This window comes from Proteiniphilum sp. (assembly GCF_040307845.1).
Taxonomy (GTDB): domain Bacteria; phylum Bacteroidota; class Bacteroidia; order Bacteroidales; family Dysgonomonadaceae; genus Proteiniphilum.
The window spans coordinates 128,317-145,450 of record NZ_JAWRIS010000041.1 but is presented as its reverse complement, the minus strand read 5'-3'; the positions used below and the strand labels follow the sequence as shown (position 1 = coordinate 145,450).

The window sequence follows — 17,134 nt, the reverse complement described above, 5'->3', positions numbered from 1 at the left end:
AGATTATCCGGCAGGCTCTTATTGTGCCGGACAGTTTCTATTCGATCTCAATGATCCTTATAAAATATTGGATCGTTTGGATAAACCGTTTTTCTATCCTGATGCACCGTTTGAAAAGAGTGGACAGTATAAAGACGGGACGGTCTTCATTGAGGGACTAGCCTATCTCGATAATCGATTTTACCTCTATTACGGATGCGCCGATTCACATGTGGCTGTAGCTATTAATGATGCAAAGAAGTGATGCATTTAGTTTGACGTATGAATTTCCGTAAAAGTATATGGAACATGGTGACAGGAAATTCTTTGACAAGTTTATCATTTGTCTTCTGTAGGGTCTAAAGTAGGACACGTAAATAAATCACTCAAGCAGGCTTTGTTTATCATAGACTTACATATGTCTATCGAAAACAGGATACCCCTTTTCTTTAGCACTATTTTTGCAAGGTTGACCGATGTAAGAGAGTCATTAAAGTTGAAGGAGAGTTTTGCAACATCCCTTGCCTGTGATTGCATGAGCCCTGTAAAGGACTTAGCATTATAAAAAGGGGAACTCAATCTGGAGACATGTGCGGATAGTAAACAATGACATCCTTACCGCTCATCTCAGTGTTGGTGAAGAAGAACAAGTTGGGAATCTTTCCCTCCCTATCATATCAGATGGTAAGCCTAACTTTTTCTTTAGTGATTTTGACTAGGCAATCTGGGTATAAAGCTCCCCGTTGTCGAAATCGATTTTCTCGACTCTGGACTTATCCAGGTTTTCTCTGTCAAAATCCTGCCGTGTAAAGTTTGGGCCTGCCCTTTTTACCGATAGACCTTTACAGGGTGAAATAGAACAGGATGGCGTCATTTCCGAAGCAGCCTTCCAGTGCAAAACCCATCTTGTGCAAGTCCACCACGTAGGCACCCCTAGAGAAGTAATGTCGGCAATCGTATGACCGGTTTACCCGCTGGATTATCGTATCCTGCCCGTTATGGGTGTATTTTTCAATATATTTTATTTGAAGCAAAGGAGAAATCAGGTATCGAATTGCCCAGCGTAATCAACAAGGACCATTGGTCGAAACCACTCTCCTATCCTGATCCTGCCATAAGGGCTCAATGTATTGAGTCGGTAGCCAAATCTTTGGAAGAGGTGAAGGAGCTCGGTGGTGATACGGTTCTGGTTGTGCCGGGAGTCGTAAATGAAAAAGTCGGTTATGAGCAGGCTTATAACACATCGTTGGAATCTATCCGAAGCCTCATTCCTTATGCGGAAAAAACAGGGATTCAAATCGCGTTGGAAAATGTATGGAATAATTTCATACTGAGCCCCGTGGAGGCCAGGCGCTTTGTGGACGAGATCAATCATCCGCTGGTGGGATGGTATTTCGATATCGGCAATATATTGCATTATGGCTGGCCGGAGCATTGGATAAAAACACTCAATCGGCGTATCATGAAACTCCATATTAAGGAATACAGTCGGGAGCTGATGAATACCAAGGGAGTGCGGGAAGGTTTTAAGGTTGACCTGTTTCAAGGTGACAATAACTGGCCGGTTGTGATGAAGACTGTGCGTGAAATTAATCATAAAGGAGGCTGGCTGACGGCCGAAGTGAGTGGAGGAGATAGGGATTACCTGAAAAAGATAGCTACGCAAATGAATCAGATTATTGCTTATTTATAATGTTTCTCCTAACTTTTGATCCAAAAATAAGTTGAATCCTCTTGTTATGTATAAGTATAATTGGTTGACAGGAAATTTCCTGTCAACCAATTTATATATAGTAATTCACACTTGTAAGGATGGATATTCTTTGAAATTGCTTATATTTGCAACAGTATCAATTACAAATGGAAATTATGGACATACAATTTGTTTCTGATAAGAAAGATAGGCGCAAAGCTGTACAATTATTTTTAAAAGAATGCCGGGACATTGAACTCACGTTAATGTAGAATCCAATTTTATATGAGCATCCTCACTATTCCCGGTTTTCATGAATCAGTTCGAATACCACGCTAAAAGTATACTCATCAGCAACTATTGTAATGGGGGTCGTAACATTCCTTTGTGCCTGGTTGGCCTCTTTTTTATATTGTAGCTAAAAATGATGAAAAAGATAATTGAGCAGATATTTCTAGCCGGAATAGAGGGTGTTTTACCGGAGAAGCTGATACAATCGCAGATGAGACTCTCCGGAGATCTATTGCAGATTGCGGAAAAAACATTCCCTTTATCCCGTTTCAGACATATTTACGTGCTGGCAGTTGGAAAAGCAGCTGCTTTAATGGCCAGGGAAACAGAAAATGTATTGGGCAATAGAATAAAAGATGGGCATGTTATTACCAAGTATGGTCATAAGACGAATCTACAATATCTGACGCTTACCGAGGCGGGACACCCGATACCGGACACACAAGGGATGAAAGGCATGCAAAAAATACTCGATATCACCAGGCAAACAGATTATAATGACTTGATCATATGGCTGATATCAGGTGGGGCATCGGCTCTGATGGCTGATTTTCCCAAAGGTGCGACGCTCGAAGATTTAAGGCTTACCAATGAGTTACTGGTAAAATGTGGTGCGGATATCACAGAGATCAACACCGTACATAAGTCATTTGTCAAAAGTAAAAGGCGGCCAACAGGTGGACGGACATCTAATAACCGGAAGTACCGGAACTAACGTAATGGATATAATTGTAGTTATAATTAGCTAAACAGTTATGGGAAATATAAAAATCAAACTATTACTACTTCCTTTTTTATGTGTCCTGCTGGGTTGCCAGCAAGAAAAAAGAGAAACTTTGGCACTCTGGTACAACGAGCCCGCGGCAGACTGGAACGAGGCATTCCCGATTGGTAACGGACATTCCGGAGCAATGGTATTTGGTGATGCTCACAAGGAACTGCTTCAATTGAATGAAAACACATTGTATAGCGGTGAACCGTCGGTGATCTTTAAGGATATAACCATTTCTCCGGAATCTTTCGACCGGGTTGTTTCTTTACTGAAAGAAGGGAAATATACCGAAGCGTACGAAAAGATTGTCGCTAAAGAATGGCTTGGCCGTTTACATCAGTATTACCAGCCTTTTGGCGATTTGTATATTGAAAACAATAAAAAGGGTGAGATTTCCGGTTATACAAGGAAATTGAATATCTCCGAGTCTATAACCACAACAAAATTTACACAGGATGATACCAACTACTCACGTGAGATATTTGCATCCCATCCTGATAATGTGATCGTCATTCAATTGACAAGCAATCATCCATCGGGGATCGATATTACCCTCCATTTCGATGGCTCGCATCCGACGGCTTCCCAAAAAGTGGAGAATAACCGAATTATATATAGAGGTAAGGCTCCGGGGTACGTGGAACGCCGTACATTTGAACAAATTGAAGCATGGGGAGACCAACACAAACATCCGGAACTCTATGACGAGGAGGGCAACCGGAAATTCGACAAAAGAGTTCTGTATGGCGATGAGATCGACAATAAAGGTATGCTATTCGAAGCCCAGTTGGTGCCGGTTGTACCGGGCAAGGGGGAAGTGGAGATAACCGAAAAAGGCATGCGCATCCATAATACCGGCGAGGTATACCTGGTGCTTGCCTTGGCTACCAGCTTCAATGGATACGACAAGAGCCCGACCCTGGAGGGTATCAATCCTTCGGAAAAAACAGACAATGTATTGGCAAATGCTTTGAAATATGATTATGCCACACTCAAGAAACGTCATACCGATGATTACAAGTCACTTTTTGAACGTGTGTCCCTTTATCTTCCTTCCACGGAGGAGCAAAAAAAGCTTCCTACCGACGAACGGATCATCCGTTTTGCTGACAATCCCGATCCCGGCTTAGCCGCACTGCTTTACCAGTTCGGACGCTACCTGATGATAAGCGGTTCCCGTCCGGGTGGACAGCCACTCAACCTGCAGGGAATGTGGAACAAGGAGATCATACCTCCATGGAATTGCGGATACACCCAAAATATAAATTCGGAAATGAATTACTGGCCGGCAGAGATAACCCATCTTCCGGAATGCCATGAACCTCTGTTCCGGTTGATAAAAGAGTTATCCGTTACGGGAAGTGAAACGGCCCGCCACATGTATGGCCGTCGCGGTTGGGTGGCCCATCATAACACATCCATCTGGAGGGAATCACTACCGAATGATAATGTCTCCACCGCCTCTTTCTGGCCAATGGTGCAGGGATGGTACAGCAGTCACCTATGGGAGCATTATCTGTTTACCAATAACGAAACTTTTTTGAAAGACGAAGCATATCCGGTCATGAAAGGAGCCGCGGCGTTTTATGCCGACTGGTTAATCGATGATGGTAATGGATACCTGGTCACACCTGCAGGCGTATCACCTGAGAATACTTTTATTACTGAAGATGGTCAACGTGGAGCGATAAGCATCGGACCAACGATGGATATGGCAATCATACGTGAAACATTTACAAGGACAATACAGGCTTCGGAAATGCTTGATACGGATCCTGAATTACGTGCTGAACTGAAAGATAAATTGTCCCGCCTCCTGCCTTACCGGATAGGTGCGCGCGGGCAATTGCAGGAATGGATGCATGATTTTAAGGAAGCAGAACCAAAACATCGCCATATTTCTCATCTATATGGACTTTATCCCGGTGACCAGATTACCATGGAAACGCCTGAGCTAATGAAAGCCGCGGAAACAACCCTGAACCTGCGTGGGGATGAAGCGACCGGGTGGTCCATGGGATGGAAAATCAATTGCTGGGCACGTCTACAGGATGGGAACCACGCTTATAAGATTGTCAGTAACCTGTTTAATCCCATAGGTTTCAAAAGTAAGGAAGATGGAAAAAATGAACGTGTTCCCGGCAGACCGGGAGGCGGCCTCTATAAAAGCATGCTGTGCGCACACCCTCCCTTCCAGATTGACGGGAATTTCGGCTACACGGCTGGTGTCACGGAAATGTTGCTGCAAAGCCATGCAGGTTATATACAATTATTACCGGCACTGCCGGATGTGTGGCCTGACGGTTCTGTAAGCGGATTGAAAGCAAGGGGAAATTTTGAGGTTGCATGCAGATGGTCGGACGGAAAAGTGGAGGAAGCGACGATCCGTTCCTTAGCCGGGCAACCCTGCCGGATCAGGACATCTCGACCCTTCACCGCGATGAAAGGGAGAAAAGAGATCGCAAGATCTGAACCTGTCAAATCAAGTGATAAGATTTTTTATGAAGTGAACTTCTCCACTCATCCAAATGAAACATATAAATTAATCGCAACGGATAATTAAAAACAATCATAACAGGAAAATAAAAAGATATCATTATGAACAAAAAATGGATCATTATCTCACTTTTAAGTGTGATCGCCTTTACAGTGAGTGCCCAGAAACTCTCTTTTAAAAAAGACGGAACATTCAAAATTGTGCAATTTACCGATACGCACTATAAACATGGAGATCCGAAATCGGACACCACCCTGATGCTTATTCCCAGGATACTGGATGCGGAAAAACCTGATATGGTAATATTTACCGGTGATATTGTAACCGGAAAACCGGTACGGGAAGGATGGGATGCCATCATCCAATTCGTCATAGATCGTAAAATACCTTTTGCTGTGACATTGGGTAACCATGATCATGAACAGGGTGTGACCAGGGAAGAGATCGCCGGTATTGTCACCTCTTACCCTTTCAATCTCAACAGCTTATCGGAGGTCAGCCTGGGCAGGGTAATGGACAATGTGATCCCTGTATATGGCAGTGAAAAACCGCTCAAGGAAACAGCCCTGATCTATTGTTTTGATACCGGGGCTTATTCCACGATAGATGGCGTAAAAGGGTACGACTGGATGACGACCAACCAGATACAATGGTACCGGGAGCAAAGTCTCCACTATACTATCAGGAATAATTTTCGTCCGCTACCCGCTTTGGCCTATTTCCATATTCCATTGCCTGAATACACGCTGGCATTCAATGATGAAAAGAATATACGTTATGGCGTGAGAAAAGAAGACGAATGTCCTCCCGAACTCAACTCGGGCATGTTTTTTTCGATGCGGGAGATGGGGGATGTGATGGGCACGTTTGTAGGACATGACCATGTGAATGATTACATTGTGAACTACCATGGAATAGCCCTGGCTTACGGACATTTCAGCGGTTGGAAAACCACTTATACCCCGGAAATCAATGGCGCACGCGTAGTGGTGCTCAAAGAAGGGAAACGGGAATTCGACACATGGCTCCATCAATTGGATGGCACCATCAAGTATAAAGTTACTTTCCCGGCGGAATTTATCAATCAGGATAAATAGCTTTTTCAGAAACCTTTTTTGCGCAAATAAAGATGATGTTTATTGAATATTTGGTATCTTTACGGGATATAATTATCTACTATCAGGTATGAACAAACGGGAATTTATTAAATCGGCTGCCGTTATAGCAGGTGTAACGGCTATCAGTCCCCTCTCTGCGGCTGTGGACCCTTCGACTTCAGCCTCTGTCTTTCGCGACAAAGCCGGAGAGGAAAAAAAGAGTATAGCCTTAAGAAAGAGTCTGGGGTTTGGGATGATCAATGAAGAATTATCACTAACCGACAAGTTTAAACTTGCCAGGAACCTGGGTTTTCATGGAGTGGAGTTCAACAGTCCGGTAGATTTTCCGATGGCGGAAATCCTGAAAGCAAAAGAAAAATCGGGGATCGAACTCCCTTCGGTTGTCAACAAGGACCATTGGAGTTCACCCCTCTCCGATCCCGATCCGGAAGTGAGGAAGAAGTGTATCCGGTCGGTAGCCGCTTCACTGCGAGAGGTAAAGGAGTTAGGTGGTGACACAGTGCTGGTAGTACCCGGGGTCGTCAATGAAAAAGTGTCGTATGAACAGGCATACATCAACTCCCAAGGTGCCATACGTGAACTGATTCCTTATGCTGAGGAAACCGGGATGCAAATCGCACTGGAGAATGTATGGAATAATTTTCTTCTCAGTCCGGTGGAAGCCAAAAGGTTTGTCGATGAGATCAACCATCCGTTGGTGGGATGGTACTTCGATATCGGCAACGTATTGCGCTATGGTTGGCCGGAACACTGGATTCGCACATTGAACCGGCGCATCATGAAACTCCACATCAAGGAATTCAGCCGCGAACTGATGAACACCAAAGGGTTACGCGAAGGGTTCAAAGTCGACCTGCTGAAGGGAGACAACAACTGGCCGGTAGTTATGCAGGCAGTACGTGAAATTGGTCATACGGGGGGATGGCTTACCGCAGAGGTTCCGGGTGGAGACAGGAATCATCTGAAACAAATCTCCCTGCAAATGGACGAAATTATATCCTATTTATAAATAGTGACACCCGCTTTACGTCGACGAAGCCGGTAAACGCAGGTTATAAACTTAGATCTGCGTGATATGCATTTTCTATAAACACGTCAAACTAAACACAATAAATACAATGCAACTAAATGATCCATTATCAAGAAGGAACTTTCTGAAAAGTTCGGTAGCAGCTGGTGCAGTAGGGGTAATGGGAGGAATTCCCATGTTAAGTTCCTGCACATCACAACAAAAGGGAAAGACAGAAGAGTTACAACTCCCCATATTACTCGACCAGGCACCCGACGGAAAAACACTCAAGGCGGGACTTATCGGTTGTGGAGGCCGGGGTACAGGAGCCGCGGTCGATTTCCTGAATGCTGGTTCCAATCTGGAGATAGTGGCTCTGGGAGATGTCTTTCAGGATAAGATGGATGCATGCCGGGAAATCCTGAAAAAACAGAAAAATGTGGAAATCCCTGATGAGAATTGTTTTATCGGGTTTGACAGCTATGAAAAGGTGATCGATTCGGGAGTGGACGTCGTATTACTCTGCTCCCCTCCCCATTTCAGACCCGCCCATGTAGAAGCCGCGGTGAACGCAAGAAAACACATCTTTATGGAGAAACCGATTGCCGTGGATCCAACAGGCGTACGTAAGATACTTGCTTCGATGAAAAGAGCGGAATCCATGAAACTGAATGTAATCAGCGGAACCATCCGTCGTTCGCAAAAAGATTATATGGAAACACGGCGCAGGGTATTGAATGGCGAGATTGGAGATATTACAGGCGCGCACATCATCAGGAATGGTGGCGCATTATGGTTCCGGAGCAGGAGGCCTGAGTGGTCCGACATGGAATATATGCTGAGGAACTGGGTGAATTTCTGCTGGTTGTCGGGAGATCATATCGTGGAGCAATTTATCCATGAGATAGATGTGATGAACTGGTACTTGGGCGAATACCCGGCAAAAGCCTCCGGATGGGGAGGACGCCAAAGAAGGGTTACCGGTGACCAGTATGATTTTTTCAGTATCGAATACCTGTATGAAAGCGGCATGAGAACCCATTGTGCGGCAAGGCAGATTGACGGTTGTTCCAACGGAAAAGTAGAACAGATCAACTGTACACAAGGTTATGCCGATGCGGCAGGGAAATTATACGACCTGAAAGGCAATATGATCTGGGAATATCCTCATCCTGCCGAAAATGACACCCAATCGGAATGGCACATCACCAATCCCTATGTGCAGGAACATATTAATTTAGTGACCGCCATAAGAACCGGAAATACCATCAATGATGGAGAAGATCAAGCCAATTCCACACTCGTAGCCATTATGGGGAGAATGGCAGCATATACCGGAAAAGATGTCACCCGGGAGGAGATCATGAATTCCGACCTCTATCTGGGACCTAAGACTTATGATATGGGTAAAGTGGAAGATATTCCGGAAACCATTCCTCTGGCTGGTGTTCCTCATAAAGAGTAAAAAAAGTTAAAAGGAAAGCAAAAAAGCCACTCTCATTTCTTCATTCTATAAAAAAGAGTACTTTTACAATAAATTTATTTTATATATCCATAAAACAACTAAATTTTAAAATATAAATGACTTCCAGAAGACAATTTTTAAAAACAATGGGAGGTGTCACATTACTCACCATTGTTCCCCGAAGTGTACTTGGAAAAGGCATGATTGCCCCGAGCGATCAACTCACTAAAGGGATCATCGGCGTGGGAGGAATGGGCCGGGGTCATATTCCTTACGACAATACACGGGTAGTTGCCATGTGCGACGTAGATAAGATACATCTTTCCCAGGCTGCTTCCCTGGTAAAAGAGAAGATCAATCTCTTCCACGATTTCCGCGACCTGATCCTCGACAAAAATGTGGATATCGTACATATTGCTACCCCGCCCCACTGGCACGGATTGATGTCGGTTGAGGCGGCAAAGGCAGGGAAAGATATCTTCTGCGAAAAACCAATGACCCGTACTATCGGGGAAGGGAAACGGGTAAAGGAAGCAATAGCACAGCACGGCAATATCTTCCGCCTTAACACATGGTTCCGGTTCAAAGATCCCTTCTACGGACTGGGAACACCGGTGAAACCCCTCAAAAAACTGGTCGACAGCGGCTTGCTGGGATGGCCATTGAAGGTGACCATCAGCAAACATACCGGTTTCGACTGGAAATTCTACTGGGTAGGAAAAACACACCTGGAACCACAACCGATCCCACAGGAACTCGATTATGACATGTGGCTGGGGCCAGCTCCCTACAAGCCCTATAATGCACACCGGGTACATCAGACATTCCGCGGATACTGGGACTACGACGGTGGTGGCCTCGGGGATATGGGGCAACATTATATCGACCCTGTACAATATATGTTGGGTAAAGACAATACCAGCCCGGTAAAAGTGGAAGTGGATGCACCCCAACAGCATCCCGACGCTGTAGGAACATGGCGTTCCATCACCTATACCTATGAAGACGGTTGCCAGATCATTCTCTGGGGAGGCGACTATGGAGAACCAGACACACCCTATATTGCCGGGCCGAACGGGAATGTATACAAGAATTTTGTATGTGATATCCCGGACTGGGAAAAGAAATTGGCAGACTTCCCAGAGCCGCAGGCTCAAAACACCGACTTCCTCGAATGCATTCGCAACAGGCAGAAATTTGCGCTGAACGAGATCAACGGTTTCCGTTCCTCCACGATTGTAAATATGGGTACTGTGGCGCTTCAACTGAACAGAACGCTGGAATTTGATCCTGTAAACGAACTGTTTGTCAACGACACAGAAGCCAACCGGTTACTGGACCAACCGATGCGTGCACCATGGACTGTTTAATGTGGAAATCTGCGAGTAAGTGAGCGCAAAGTAAGTTTACTTAAGTTTGCCGAACGAAAGCAGATTGCGCGAAGCGAAAAGTGGAAAAGTGGAAAGGTGTCATCAAAATTCCAAATCCTACATTCCCAATTCCAAATCCTAAATATCTTTATTCTTTACTCTTTATTCTTTATTCTTAAAAATGAAACATATACAACTAATCATACTCTGCCTGAGCCTGCTTATTACAAGCGGGATGCAGGCTCAACTTCCGGAAGGAAGAACGAAAGCCACCGTCATAGCCGACGCGTTGGCTCAACTGCCGGCCGATACACCTCACAAATACAATCAGATAATTGCTGATCTGGTTTCTACCGGAGAAGAGGGACTACTCGATCTGATCGGCAGAATGAACCCTCCCGGAAATCAAAGCAACGAAACCATCGATTACGCTATCAGCGGGTGGACTCATTTCGTGGCAAATGACAATGCTGCACGCAATGTGGCCGCCGGAACTTATGAAAAAGCACTCACCCGGCCGTTGGACAAGGAGGTAAAAGCATTCGTGATACGCCAGCTCAGGACGATCGGCACCGACGACAACGTGGATGCGCTGTCGGCTTTTCTCACGGATAAATATCTATCCGATCCTACCGCACAGGCGCTGGTATCCATCGGGACAGAAAAAGCGGCCAATATGTTACTGGTTGCCCTTGCCTCTTCAAGTGACGACAAAGTCAGACTGAACCTGGTCAACGCCATCGGGCAATTGGGGTATGAGAAAGCCGAACCGGCACTATTGGGTCTCCTGAGTGGAAATTCATCGGAAGCAATGCAGAAAGTGTTGTTGAATGCTCTGGGAAATACCGGATCGAAAGCATCACTCAAACCCTTACGCGATGCCGCGGAGAAAGCCGGTTATGTATACCAAAAAGATAACTCCACCGCTTCCTATATTTCACTGCTTGGCAGATTGAACGATACAGAATCGAAACTGGTGAAAAAAGAGGCTGAAAAATTATTAGCCACCGGTAAAAAATTGGGTAAGCAGGATATCCGGATTGCGGCTACCAAACTATTGCTGGCACAACCTACGGTAAAAAAAGAAGATATCCTGAAAAATGCCATCAAGGATGGCGACATCACCTACCTTTCGGGTGTACTAAACCTATATCCGTTCGAGAACGATAAAAAATCGTCCGAATTGATACAGGCAACACTCGTTTTCACCAAATCGCCGGAAGTACAGACAGCGCTTGTCTATTGGTCGGGCAAACACGATAAAAAAGCATCCATACCTCAAATTGCCACGCTTGTCAATTCACCGGATGACATGGTGCAGAAGGCGGCCGCACTCTCACTGGCAAAATTGGGCGGTGAAGAATCGCTTATCGCACTGGCATCCCTCCTGAAAAGCGACAATGATGAGACTGTGGCGCTGGCAAAAGATGCTTTATCAACCTACAACGGAGATATCTCCTATACGCTTGCTTCTGTGTTTGAAGATAGCGGCGATGCCGGGAAAAAGGCGATATTGGAACTTATCGCCATCCGGAAGATGGAAAGCCAGTACAATTTGGTTTACAACCAGATGTTTGGAGACAATAAGGTTATAAAATCCGCTGCCGCCCATACACTGAAAGATGTGTCGACAGACAGGAACCTGGCTGATCTGTTTACCTTGCTTGAACGTGCAGATGCCACAGATGTGCCCGCCATTCAACAGGCAATCAATGCGGCATTGGACTATCTGCTTGCAGAAAAACAACTCGACCTGGTGACGCAGAGGATGAAAAACTCTTCCAATAAGCACCTATATTATAGCGCATTAGCAAATAGCGAATCGAAGGAAGCCATGGATATTATTACCAATGCCTATGCTACGGCAACGGGAGCAGAGAAAGAAGCGGCTTTCGATGCACTCACTCATTGGAAATCCTTCCATGTGATCTACCCTATGCTGGATATCGCACGGAACAGCCAGGACAAACGGGAACTCGAAAAGGTGACGGATGCACTGATCTCCGCTATCCGCAATTCCAAGCAGACCGGAGCCATCCAATATCTTTATCTACGTGAGGCGATCCAGTTTGCCCAGACCGGCAAGCAGAAAAACGACATATTGCGGCTGATGGGTAATACCGGACAATATCAGGCAATGCTGTTTGTCGCGCCCTACATGGATGAACCAACATTCAAAGAAACAGCGGCTATGGCCGCGATGAATATCGCCATCAATAACCCGTCATTCGCTGGAACAGAGACAACCCGCATACTGAATAAAGCCAGTAAAACACTCTCTAATCCCGATGCCGATTACCAGCGGCAATCCATTGCCAAATATCTGGCGGAAAATCCCGCCGAAGGAGGATTTGTCTCCCTTTTCAACGGCGGGAACCTGGACGGGTGGAAAGGTTTGGTGGAAAATCCCATTAAACGGGCAAAGATGAGCCAGAAAGAGTTGGCTGCCGCACAGGCGAAAGCAGACAAAGAAGCAGCAAAAGATTGGAAGGTAGAAGATGGCAATATCATTTTCGATGGAAAAGGTTATGATAACCTCTGCACCGATAAACAATATGGTGATTTCGAAATGCTGGTCGACTGGAAACTCTACCCCGGCCCGGAACCAGATGCGGGGATTTATCTGCGCGGAACGCCACAGGTACAGATATGGGACACCGCCCGCACGAATGTGGGAGCGGAAGTAGGCTCAGGAGGACTCTATAACAACCAGCAAAACCCGAGTAAACCGCTCAAGGTGGCTGATCAGAAGGTGGGTGAATGGAATACGTTCCTTATCCGGATGGTAGGAGAACGTGTATCGGTCTGGCTGAACGGAGAATTGGTCACCGACAACGTGATCCTGGAGAATTACTGGGACAGGACCCAACCGATTTTCCCGGTGGAACAGATCGAACTACAGGCGCATGGCAGCAAGGTGGCCTACCGCGACATCTTCATCAAGGAAATACCCCGTCCTGAACCTTTCAAATTATCATCTGTAGAAGAAAAAGAAGGTTTTCGCGTTCTCTTTGACGGCACAAACCTTGACCAGTGGACAGGTAACAAAAGGGATTACGCTGTGGAAAGCGGCAACATCGTTCTGCACCCCAGCAAGGGATCGGGTGGCAATCTCTATACCAATGAGCAGTTCGACAACTTCATCTTCCGTTTCGAGTTCATGCTTACCCCCGGTGCCAACAACGGTCTGGGTATCCGTACGCCCCTGGAAGGCGATGCCGCTTACGTGGGCATGGAATTGCAGATATTGGATAATGATGCGCCTGTATACGAAAAGCTGGCTGTATACCAATATCACGGATCGGTTTACGGAGTGATTCCCGCAAAGAGGGGATTCCTGAAACCCCTCGGAGAGTGGAATTATCAGGAAGTGATTGCCGACGGTGATCATATCAAGGTAATCCTTAACGGAACGACCATTCTCGACGGTAATATCCGTGAAGCCTCCAAAAACGGGACGATGGATAAACGTGAACATCCCGGACTGCTCAATAAAACCGGTCATATCGGTTTTCTGGGACATGGCTCAAAAGTAATGTTCAGGAATATCCGTATCAAGGAACTGAAGTAAGACACAAACAACATGATAATGAATGCGCCATCCGGGGAAAACCCGGATGGCGCATTTTTATATCCTTAATTCACCAGTTTCATTCCTCCCCATACGGACAAAAGACCCACAACCACGCTCGCCAAAGTATATAAAGTGAACAAACCCCATTGGTTGGTCTCTATCAGTCGCAGATTTTCAAATGCGAAAGTGGAGAAGGTGGTATATCCGCCACAAAAGCCCACGATTAAAAGCAAACGGAATGTCTGATTTTCCGGTTGATGGGCAAGCATCCACCCCGACAATATTCCGATCAGGAAACATCCTGTAATATTTACCGCGAGCGTACCTGCAAACAACCATTCAACAGGAACATACCTGATAACAAAGCGGGAAGCAATGAACCGGAAGATACTGCCAATTCCCCCTCCGATCCCTACATAGAGTATATCTTTCCACATATTGTATGCACTTTTTGCTGCAAAGATATGGATAATAACGGTATTGAGTGATATAGCGACATAAAACAATCCTTACGGATATGTATTTGCATTACAATGTCTAATCCGATACCTGAAAATGATATATGCCCGAACCTACACTTACAACTATATGAGTTGTCTCAGTCCGGAAATCCAATATCCTTTTCGAGCGGTTAATTTTCGAACCATTTTCATGGATAACTTTTCCATATTTCAGTGGAAGCCAGATTTCAGCCATTGTATTGACAGGTATCTCTACATCTAAATTTAAATTTCCATTTTGTATACTCCATTTACTGCCGATTACTCCATAAGCGGATTGATAATGACCGGATGCCCATGTTAAACCGTGAGGAAACCCTGGTTTAATTTTGATTGTTTTAAACCCCGGAGATAAGGGATTTATACCTAAGATCGATTGATAAAACCACTCATTAACAGAGCCAAACATGGGATGATTATGTGAGTACACATCATCGGAATAGGCCCATGTTTCCCAGAGTGTAGTAGCGCCACGGTCCAACATATATCCCCATCCCGGAAATGTTCTTTGGTCTGCCACTTTATAAGCCCAATCTTCTTTTTCGATATCACGAAGAACATCAAATAACATCTTGGTGCCGAATATACCGGTAGAAATATGCCATTCCTGTTTGATGAGTGCCTCCTCGAGTTTTCCTACCAGTCGTCTTTTTAGATCATCATCATCATCTGTCAGTTGGTACCATAACGCAAATATCTGGGCTGTTTGTGTTCCATTATCCGCTTGCCCATCCTCCCTGATAAATTTCTGGATTACTTTTTGTTTGATCTCCTCCTGTTTTGCAATATACTCATCTTGTATCTCTTTTTTACCTAATATCCCGGCAAATTCGGCAAACAATTTAACGTGATGATAGTAGAAGAGGGAACTGGTAAGAGCTACAGGTTTTTCATCCAATGATTCATGATCACTTAATCCAATAGAGTACAAATCATCCTGTGCGCTACTACATAAAAACCGCACTTGTCTTTCGAGGCTCTCGAAATGATCATTTATAAGGGAAGTATCCCCGTAGAATTCATAAAGCTGTTTGATGAGATAGGGGTATGCCAGTTGCCATCCTAAAGGTCCGGATTCCACATCAGGCCCTTTGTCAGAGATCCCTACATAGGGTGCGGTTTCGGTAATCCCTCCGTTCTCTCTCTGGTCATTTGCAAAATCCCGCACTGATTTCCTGTAAAAGGTATGCATGTTATAGTTATACAAATAGGAACCGGCTGTAGCTACAATATCACCGCCATAGCCTAATTTTTCACGAGCGGGACAATCTGATTGTACGCTAAACACATTACTTAAGAAGGTTCTATCAATAACTTCATACAAACAATTAAACATGGTATTGGAACTGCTAAATGAACCATGCCTGTCCAGATCCGCAGCCAAAGCCAATCCTATTAAACTCTCCGCATCGGGAATTCCCGGCCAACCGGATACTTCCACATATCGGAAGCTGTGGAATGTAAATCTTGGACTCCATTCCTCGATTTCTCCTTCCCCACTCGATATATAGATATCTTCCTGCCAGGCAATATCAGGAGCACCCGGGCCACCAACGCCAAGTCCTTTAATTTGTCCTGCGACACTCGTCAGGACGTTAATGGTGCCGTCAGAACATATATCTTCACCATATCGCAGTGATATTTTTTGCCCCTTTATTCCTTCTTTAAGTTTGATGCGTACAATACCTGCAAAATTTTCACCCATATCAAATAGATATTTTCCATCAGGCTGCCTTATAACACTTTTTGGAGTAATCTCTTTATATATTCTGATGGGAGGTGATGTCTGGACAGACATGCTCCCCATAGACCCCGAAGCTATATATACCGGGTTCCATTCACTGGTTTTATTCTTGAGTCCATACCAACTTCCATCTTCCCTGGATGCGTCATAATATTCTCCAAGAAAAATACTATTACGAAGAACAGGGCTTTGGGTTACTTTCCAGTTTTCATCTGTTGAAATTGTTTCCGTAGAGCCATCAGCATATCTTATTCGTAGTTGTGCTTTTAAGATCGGCTGGCCTGATGCCAGTCCATTTCTGAATATATGCCGTCCCCAGAACTTCAACGGTACAAGATTATGCCATCCATTACCGACAATAGCTCCGAATTTATTGTTACCGTTCTCGATCAAATTTGATATATCATGCACATTATATAACACCTGCTTATCATAAGCGGTCCAACCTGTATCCAGGAAATAGTCACTGATCTTCCTTCCGTTCAGATACGCTTCATAATATCCCAATCCACTAATGTAAAGCATTGCCGATTCGACTTTCTTCTCAATGGTGAACTCCCTGCCAAACAAAGGAGCCGGATCGTCCTTATAAAAATCTTCCATTTTTTCAGGGACGTTGCTCCCATCGCTAATCCATTGAGCTTCCCAATCTCTTTCATTCAACATTGCCATCTGAAAACTTGCGACATCGCTCCAACCTGAAGAATTGCCATACATATCGAAGATCCTGACACGCCAATAATATCGCATAAAGGATTTTAAAGGTTCCCCTTCATATTTTACATGGATATTATTACTGCTATGTACAATTCCACTCGACCAATTCTCCCCTTTATAATGCTCAATATCATCTAAACGATCACTGACAATTATTTCGTAGGACTTTTGGCAAACGTTGTCCGAACTCGAATGCAATATCCAACCAAATACTGGTTGGTTGTTATCAACGCCAATTGGATTTTCCCTGAAATCACATGTCAATGCATCAAAACCAATCTTTTCCCCGGCTAAGAGCACTCCGGATAAAACCAACACAATTGACAGTGATGCAAGTTTCCTAATATTCATTTCCAAATTATTTATACTTTCATTTCTAACAACGGATATTATAAATGGTTTATC

General features: G+C 44.8%; 12 protein-coding genes. 9 read left to right on the top strand and 3 right to left on the bottom strand.

What is annotated here, in order from left to right:
- Positions 1-244 (top strand): glycoside hydrolase family 130 protein (locus tag ABV001_RS11065; RefSeq protein WP_502929872.1); only part of this gene is annotated, 244 nt, incomplete at its 5' end.
- A 450-nt stretch (positions 245-694) separates the two neighbouring features.
- Here ABV001_RS11065 and ABV001_RS11060 read toward each other — a convergent pair.
- On the bottom strand, positions 695-877 hold the full coding sequence (locus tag ABV001_RS11060; protein WP_352422854.1) for a hypothetical protein: 183 nt from the start codon (positions 875-877) through the stop codon (positions 695-697).
- Between the two features lie 60 nt (positions 878-937).
- On the opposite strand from ABV001_RS11060, the gene ABV001_RS11055 reads away from it, so the two are divergent.
- The 8 genes from ABV001_RS11055 (at position 938) to ABV001_RS11020 (ending at position 13,765) form a co-directional block, all read left to right on the top strand.
- Positions 938-1,672, top strand: coding sequence for a sugar phosphate isomerase/epimerase family protein (locus ABV001_RS11055; RefSeq protein WP_352422853.1), 735 nt, complete (start codon positions 938-940; stop codon positions 1,670-1,672).
- Positions 1,673-2,096: 424 nt separating this feature from the next.
- Positions 2,097-2,678 carry a DUF4147 domain-containing protein gene (locus ABV001_RS11050; protein WP_352422852.1) on the top strand — a complete coding sequence of 194 codons (582 nt, stop codon included), beginning with the start codon at positions 2,097-2,099 and terminating at the stop codon, positions 2,676-2,678.
- 40 nt (positions 2,679-2,718) lie between these two features.
- Positions 2,719-5,298, top strand: coding sequence for a glycoside hydrolase family 95 protein (locus ABV001_RS11045; RefSeq protein ID WP_352422851.1), 2,580 nt, complete (start codon positions 2,719-2,721; stop codon positions 5,296-5,298).
- A gap of 35 nt (positions 5,299-5,333) precedes the next feature.
- A complete protein-coding gene (locus tag ABV001_RS11040) occupies positions 5,334-6,329 on the top strand; it encodes a metallophosphoesterase family protein (RefSeq protein WP_352422850.1) in 996 nt (331 codons plus the stop codon).
- Positions 6,330-6,417: 88 nt separating this feature from the next.
- Positions 6,418-7,359, top strand: coding sequence for a sugar phosphate isomerase/epimerase family protein (locus ABV001_RS11035; protein WP_352422849.1), 942 nt, complete (start codon positions 6,418-6,420; stop codon positions 7,357-7,359).
- Positions 7,360-7,468: 109 nt separating this feature from the next.
- Positions 7,469-8,824 (top strand): Gfo/Idh/MocA family oxidoreductase, encoded by a 1,356-nt coding sequence (locus ABV001_RS11030; protein WP_352422848.1) that lies wholly within the window; start codon positions 7,469-7,471, stop codon positions 8,822-8,824.
- Positions 8,825-8,940: 116 nt separating this feature from the next.
- A complete protein-coding gene (locus ABV001_RS11025) occupies positions 8,941-10,194 on the top strand; it encodes a Gfo/Idh/MocA family oxidoreductase (protein ID WP_352422847.1) in 1,254 nt (417 codons plus the stop codon).
- 181 nt (positions 10,195-10,375) lie between these two features.
- On the top strand, positions 10,376-13,765 hold the full coding sequence (locus ABV001_RS11020; protein WP_352422846.1) for a 3-keto-alpha-glucoside-1,2-lyase-like domain-containing protein: 3,390 nt from the start codon (positions 10,376-10,378) through the stop codon (positions 13,763-13,765).
- A gap of 65 nt (positions 13,766-13,830) precedes the next feature.
- Here ABV001_RS11020 and crcB read toward each other — a convergent pair whose 3' ends face one another.
- Together crcB and ABV001_RS11010 are read right to left on the bottom strand one after the other, a co-directional pair.
- Positions 13,831-14,205: a fluoride efflux transporter CrcB gene (gene crcB / locus ABV001_RS11015; protein ID WP_352422845.1), complete on the bottom strand. Its 375-nt coding sequence runs from the start codon at positions 14,203-14,205 to the stop codon at positions 13,831-13,833.
- 100 nt (positions 14,206-14,305) lie between these two features.
- On the bottom strand, positions 14,306-17,080 hold the full coding sequence (locus ABV001_RS11010) for a family 78 glycoside hydrolase catalytic domain (protein WP_352422844.1): 2,775 nt from the start codon (positions 17,078-17,080) through the stop codon (positions 14,306-14,308).
- Between the last annotated feature and the right edge of the window lie 54 nt (positions 17,081-17,134).

Excerpts from the sequence above, each read along its gene's own strand:
- ABV001_RS11055 (WP_352422853.1), top strand. The coding sequence starts at position 938 with ATGACCGGTTTACCCGCTGGATTATCGTATCCTGCCCGTTATGGGTGT.
- ABV001_RS11050 (WP_352422852.1), top strand. The coding sequence starts at position 2,097 with ATGATGAAAAAGATAATTGAGCAGATATTTCTAGCCGGAATAGAGGGT.
- ABV001_RS11045 (WP_352422851.1), top strand. The coding sequence starts at position 2,719 with ATGGGAAATATAAAAATCAAACTATTACTACTTCCTTTTTTATGTGTC.
- ABV001_RS11040 (WP_352422850.1), top strand. The coding sequence starts at position 5,334 with ATGAACAAAAAATGGATCATTATCTCACTTTTAAGTGTGATCGCCTTT.
- ABV001_RS11035 (WP_352422849.1), top strand. The coding sequence starts at position 6,418 with ATGAACAAACGGGAATTTATTAAATCGGCTGCCGTTATAGCAGGTGTA.
- ABV001_RS11030 (WP_352422848.1), top strand. The coding sequence starts at position 7,469 with ATGCAACTAAATGATCCATTATCAAGAAGGAACTTTCTGAAAAGTTCG.
- ABV001_RS11025 (WP_352422847.1), top strand. The coding sequence starts at position 8,941 with ATGACTTCCAGAAGACAATTTTTAAAAACAATGGGAGGTGTCACATTA.
- ABV001_RS11020 (WP_352422846.1), top strand. The coding sequence starts at position 10,376 with ATGAAACATATACAACTAATCATACTCTGCCTGAGCCTGCTTATTACA.
- crcB (WP_352422845.1), bottom strand. The coding sequence starts at position 14,205 with ATGTGGAAAGATATACTCTATGTAGGGATCGGAGGGGGAATTGGCAGT.
- ABV001_RS11010 (WP_352422844.1), bottom strand. The coding sequence starts at position 17,080 with ATGAATATTAGGAAACTTGCATCACTGTCAATTGTGTTGGTTTTATCC.